The 5,716-nt window shown below is 65.0% G+C and carries 7 protein-coding genes; all 7 read left to right on the top strand.

The annotated features are described in order from the left end of the window. On the top strand, positions 1 to 587 hold a 587-nt coding region (locus WAW17_RS22950; protein WP_422335205.1), incomplete at its 5' end, for an acyl-CoA dehydrogenase family protein. Then, the gene (locus WAW17_RS22945) at positions 587 to 1,666 is read left to right on the top strand and encodes an acyl-CoA dehydrogenase family protein (RefSeq protein ID WP_422335204.1); all 1,080 of its coding nucleotides are present in this window, start codon (positions 587 to 589) and stop codon (positions 1,664 to 1,666) included. The genes WAW17_RS22950 and WAW17_RS22945, both read left to right, overlap by 1 nt. Further along, positions 1,663 to 2,526, top strand: a complete 864-nt coding sequence (locus tag WAW17_RS22940) for a VOC family protein (RefSeq protein WP_422335203.1) — start codon at positions 1,663 to 1,665, stop codon at positions 2,524 to 2,526. The genes WAW17_RS22945 and WAW17_RS22940 overlap by 4 nt, the downstream gene beginning before the upstream one ends. Positions 2,527 to 2,595: 69 nt before the next feature. Beyond that, positions 2,596 to 3,486, top strand: coding sequence for an acyl-CoA dehydrogenase family protein (locus WAW17_RS22935; RefSeq protein ID WP_422335202.1), 891 nt, complete (start codon positions 2,596 to 2,598; stop codon positions 3,484 to 3,486). After that, a complete protein-coding gene (locus WAW17_RS22930) occupies positions 3,407 to 3,706 on the top strand; it encodes an acyl-CoA dehydrogenase family protein (protein WP_422335206.1) in 300 nt (99 codons plus the stop codon). The genes WAW17_RS22935 and WAW17_RS22930 overlap by 80 nt, the downstream gene beginning before the upstream one ends. Before the next feature lie 30 nt (positions 3,707 to 3,736). Next, positions 3,737 to 4,924: an acyl-CoA dehydrogenase family protein gene (locus WAW17_RS22925; protein ID WP_422335201.1), complete on the top strand. Its 1,188-nt coding sequence runs from the start codon at positions 3,737 to 3,739 to the stop codon at positions 4,922 to 4,924. After that, a partial coding sequence (locus WAW17_RS22920) for a phosphotriesterase family protein (protein ID WP_422335200.1) occupies positions 4,905 to 5,716 on the top strand: 812 nt, incomplete at its 3' end. The genes WAW17_RS22925 and WAW17_RS22920, both read left to right, overlap by 20 nt.

The following is a 5,716-nucleotide window of genomic DNA, read 5'->3' as shown; positions in this document are numbered from 1 at the left end:
TCCCCCTCTCCTCCCCCGGGATCACGATCTCGCCTATTCGCCGGATCGACGGGCACGCAAGCTTCGCCGAGATCCAGTTCGACAACGTGTTCGTGCCCGAGGACCAGGTCCTCGGCGACGTCGGCCGCGGCTGGGAGGTCACGATGGCGACCACTGGATCGGAGCGCGGTTTCGCGTTGCGGAGCCCGGGCAGATTCGTGAGTGCGGCAAGCCGGTTGCTGGGGTTGATCGACGACGACGTGGCCCGGAAATATCCGGACCTCGCCGATGCGGCCATTCAACTCTGGCAGGATGCTCGCGCCTTCCGGCTCCGGGTCCTGGCCACCGCCGCCCGCGTGCGACGCGGAGAACCCATGGGCGTCGAAACCAGCTACGACAAGCTCTTCTGGTCCGAACTCGACATCAAGCTGAACAGTGTCGCGATCGACATACTGCATACGCTCTCCGACGCGGATGCCGACCAGCACCTCGATCGATGGATCGAGGGCTACGTAACCGCCCTCCCCGGAACGATCTGGGGCGGCACCACCGAGATCCAGCGCAACCTGCTGGGACAACGGGCCCTCGGATTGCCTAGGAGCTACTGATGGACTTCTACCACGACCCCGACCACACGGACATGGCCTCCGCCGTGCGAGAACTGCTGTCCCGGGAGTTCCCCGCCGAGACTCTGCGATCGACGTCGTCCTTCGGTTCCCTCCGGAAGGGCCTGTGGAACGCCCTTGCCGAGCAGGGCCTGCAGGCGATCATCCCTTCGGAGGAACACGGGGGGCTCGATCTGGGCTGGTCGGCAGCCACACTGATACTTCAGGAGATCGGCCGCGCCGCACTCCCGGGGCCGTTCGTCGACACGGTATGTGTTGCACCGGAGCTACTCCGAGCCGTCGGCGGGTCCGACGCCGGATCATTGCTGAAGGGCATCGCAGACGGGTCCACGACAGTGGGAGTCGCCGACAGGTCCGGACTCGTCACCTGCCTGGACACGCTCGACGTGGTGCTGGTCCCGCGCGGCGATTCCTTCGCCGCGATGCGGGCCGACGCTGCCCTGTTCGACGAGGTTCCGACACTGGACACCGTCATGCCTCTCTCCCGGTATCGCGGCAGCGGCGACGCCGCAGTTCTGTTCGAGGTCAGGCCCTCCGCCGACCAGCTCACCCGTGCGCGCAACGCCGGTGCGCTGGCCACCGCCGCCCAGTTGCTGGGGGTCGCGCGGCAGATCATCGACCTGACCCGAAGCTACGTGGCACAACGCGAGCAGTTCGGACGGGTGATCGGAAGCTTCCAAGCGGTCCAGCATGCACTCGTCGATGCCTCGCTGCAGTCGGTCTACGCCGAACCGGTCGTACATGCGGCGGCGTGGGCTCTCGACAAACGAGACGAAGCAGCCGACCTTGCGGTGGCGCATGCGAAGGTTGCTGCGGTACGGGCATGCCGGATCGCGAGCCGAACCGGCCTTCAGCTGCACGGCGCGATCGGGTATACCTACGAATACGACCTTCAGCACTGGCTCAAGAGAACGATGACCATGACCGCTCTCTACGGGACCGAGTCCGAGCATCGAGCGACGATTCGGAAGTTCGTGCTCGACGATTCGACACGCCGGATCGCGTTGAACATGAACGTTCCTCTCGCGCGGGTCGGTGCCGGGACAGGAGCTAACGGATGAGTGTCAGCGGCTTCTCTCACGTCAACATCAACTGCCGGGACATCGCGCGCTCGTTGCCCTTCTATTCCGACGTTCTGGGATTACGGGTCGCCAAGCAGTTTCCCGAGCGACACGACACGGGCGCTCTCGTCGGTCTGGAATCACCGCACTCCAACATGGTTGCCGTGCTGTCGCCCGGCCGGGGGCGTTCATCGATCGAGCTCATCGAGTGGCGACTGCCGGATCAGCCGCCCGAGCCGGGCGTACCCGCCGGCAGCCGGCTCGCCGGTGTCGCGCACTTGGTCTTCGAGGTACCCGACGTCGACGTCGTGCACGATGCTGCCCGGAATGCGGGCTACCGGTGTGCATGGGCGGACGGTGAGCACCGGCTTCTCCAGATCGAGGGCCCGGACGGGTCCGTCCAGGTCACACCGGGCACCGAGGGCACGCTCCTCGGCGCACTGGTCGATGTCGTCGATCTCGACGCTTCGTTGCGCTGTTACGTCGATGCCCTGGGTTTGACATCCGGCGACACGTCCGAGAGCGCACCGGCGACCGGACCCGGATACCGTCAGGTCGATGTTGTGGTGCCCGCAGCCGTCTCCCCGTTCGTGATCACCCTGCGCGAATACGTCGACGGCAAGACGGAGGCGGTGCAACAGCGCCGCGCCGACACCCCGGGATTCCTCCGGTTGGCGTTCTTCGACGACGACGTCGCCGGAGCGCATGATCGCGCTGTGGAGATGGGCAGCAAGACGCTCAGTCCGCCGGACTTCTTCGACTTCGGATCCCTGACGGCACACGCCGCCCTCTGGTTCGACGTCGACGGAGTTCTGATCGAGGTTCTCTCGTTCGGGTCGAACCCGTCACCTCGCTCGTGACGCATCGAGATGACGGGCGAACAGCGCCGAATGCTCGGCGCCACCCATGACTGATAGGAGAACGTCCAGGTGGACACGGTAGATTCGCTGCGACAGTTCCTCGAACAGGCCCTGCCTGCTCATCGCGCCGAGTGGGGCACCAGCGACTCGTTCGAAGCGAAATCGGCGTGGCAGCGCACCCTGCAGACCGAGAGGTGGGTCGCGCCGAGCTGGCCCGTCGAGGCGGGAGGGCGCGGCGTCGACGTGACCACGGCGCTCGCGTGCTCGGAGGTGCTGGCCGAGCACGGTGCGCCCGAGATCGCCGGGATCTTCGGTGTGCTGAACGTCGGTCCGACGCTCGGACAATGGGGTACGGCCGAGCAGAAGGAGCATCTGCCCCGCATCCTCGAAGGCGCCGAAATCTGGTGTCAGGGTTTCAGCGAGCCCGAGGCGGGATCCGATCTCGCCGGACTTCAGACACATGCCCGCGTCGACGGGGACGACTTCGTCGTCAACGGACAGAAGATCTGGACTTCGCACGGAATGCGAGCGGACTTCATCCAGCTGCTCGTGCGCACCGACCGTGACGCCCCGAAACACCGCGGCATATCCACGCTGCTCGTTCCGCTGAACCTTCCGGGTATCGAACGCCGACCCATTCGCCAGATCAACGGTGACGCGGAATTCGCAGAAATCTACTTCACCGATGTCCGGGTGCCGTGCAGCAGCCTTCTGGGCCCTCTGAACGAGGGTTGGAAGGTCACGATGACGACGCTCGAACATGAGCGGACCTCCCTCCTCAGCTACGCATCACAGCTGCAGAGGGAGGTAGACCGGCTCATCGACACGTGCCGGGCCACCAGCGAGAGCGCCCCCCCTCCCCGCTGCGCACGTCGACGAGATTGTTCAGCGGTATGTCGAGAGCCGTGTCCTTGCAGCGATCGGACGGCGGTCTGTCGAGTCGATCCGCGCGTCCGGTAAACCGGGGTCCGAGCAGACCATCATCAAACTCGAATGGAGTCTGCTGGCTCAGCGACTGTCCGATACGGCTCTCACCGTCGCGGGGGCGGCCGCCGTCGCGGGCGAGAACGAAAGCCCTGCGCGGAATTACCTCACCCAGCGTTCGGCCACGATCGCCGGCGGGACCACCGAGATCCTGTCCGGCGTCATCGCCCGACGGGTCCTCGGTCTTCCCGGCTGATCGCCGACGCGATGGAGAATGGATAGTTATATGGACAGCGACCTTTCAGCCGAGCTGAATCAGTACCGCGACGCAGTCAGGGGATGCCTGGCAGCGAAGACGCCCGACCTTGCGGCCCACCCGGATACCGATTCCGGACTCGAGCTCGACCGCCGGCTGTGGCAGCAAATGGCAAAAGAATTGGGGGCCACCGGCCTTCTGGTACCGGAGGACTCCGACGGACAGGAGTCACCGTATTTCGTCGCATCGCTCGTTCTCGAAGAACTGGGACGCGCTCTCGTTCGGGTGCCGTACCTGACGGGTGCTGTGCTGGCTCCTGCCGCCTTGGCTGCTACCGGCGCGCCGGACGCATGCGCAGACTATCTGGCGGGAATCTCCTCGGGTGATCTGATCGCAACGGTCGCATTCTCCGAAGGTGTCACAGGCCGTCCCGGAGAGTCGACGGTGCACGCCTCCCGGTCCGGTGACGCGTGGACCCTCTCGGGCACGGTGGCCCTTGTCCTCGAGGCACAGTCGGCAGACCTGTTACTGGTCGTCGCTCGGACGGATCACGGTCTCGGCCTCTTCGCCGTGCCCACCGACTCGACGGGCCTCGAGCAATTCCCGCTGCGCACGCTCGATCTCACTCGCAGTTGTTCTCGGGTCGTGTTTCGTGAGACTCCGGCGGTCCGGCTCGGCGAAGACTTCACCGACGGGCAACACCGGGTGCTCTCGATCGCAGCAGTGGCGATCTCCGCAGAGTTGGCCGGCGCGGCTCAGCGTGCAACCGAGATGGCGGTGGAATACGCCTCTGTTCGAAGCCAATTCGGCATTCTCATCGGTTCGACGCAGGCCGTCCAGCGGCTGTGCGTGGACATGTTCAGAACCTCCGAGTCTGCAATTGCCATCTCCCGGGCCGCCGCGCGCGACGTCGGGGAGGATCAGAGCGCCGCAACTCGGATCGCCCACGTTGCCAAGGCGTACTGCAGTGCCCACTGCCCGCCGGTGGGTGAGACGAACATTCAGGTTCACGGAGGCATCGGCTTCACCTGGGAGCACCCGGCGCACTACTACCTCCGCCGACTGCGAGCGGGCGCCCAGCTGTTCGGGGACGCCGCGCATCACCGCGAACAGCTGGGTCTCGACCTCGGGTTGTCGTATCCGGACGGTCGTCTCACGCGCGGAACCACTCTTGGTACATCTACGGAAGGAATGACCGGTGTCGAATTCAGTGAATAGTGTGACGGGCGAGCTGGCACTCGGCGAGCTGGGCGTCACGCTGATGCATGAGCACGTGACCATCGGTTCGGAAGGGATCTTCCTCGACTCCCGCTTCCGGCTCGACGTCGACGAGCGTTTCCGGGAGGCGACCCGCAGTCTCGAAGCCGCAAAAGCCCACGGCATCAACACGATGGTCGACGCGACGCCGATCGAACTGTGCCGCGATGCGAGTTTCCTCCGCGACGTGTCGGAGGCGACGGGAATGAACATCGTCTGCGCAACGGGTCTCTACATGGAGTCGCACGGGGTGCCGGCGCACTTCAAACACATGCCGTTGGGCGATCTGGCCGATCTCTATGTCGAAGAGATAACGAACGGTATCGGTGATACCGGGGTGCGTGCCGGAGTGATCAAGGTGGCGACGTCGGAACAGGGCGTCGATGATCTGAACCGGAAACTGCTCGAGGCCGCGGCCGATGCGCAGCGGCGAACCGGTGTCCCCATCATCACCCACACATCCGGTGGCCATGCCATCGAACAAGCGAAAACCCTTGTCGCGGCAGGCGCCGAGCCGACCCAGATCATGATCGGCCACATCGACCACAAGTATTCCTCGTTCTCCTATTACGAGCGCATTCTCCGTACCGGAGTCAACATCGCCTTCGACCGCTGTGGACTTCAGATCTTCTTGCCCGACTCCGTCCGCGCCGGGCTCATCGCCAGCCTGCTGGACGCCGGCCTGCAGGATCGGATCTTCCTCTCGATGGATTCCGTATCGGCGCACATCGGCCCGAAGTCGAAGTTCGACGC

This window comes from Rhodococcus sp. (in: high G+C Gram-positive bacteria), assembly GCF_049286785.1.
Classification (GTDB): Bacteria; Actinomycetota; Actinomycetes; order Mycobacteriales; family Mycobacteriaceae; genus Rhodococcus_F.
The sequence above is the reverse complement of the archived record's forward strand: the minus strand, read 5'-3'. Positions and strand labels throughout refer to the sequence as shown.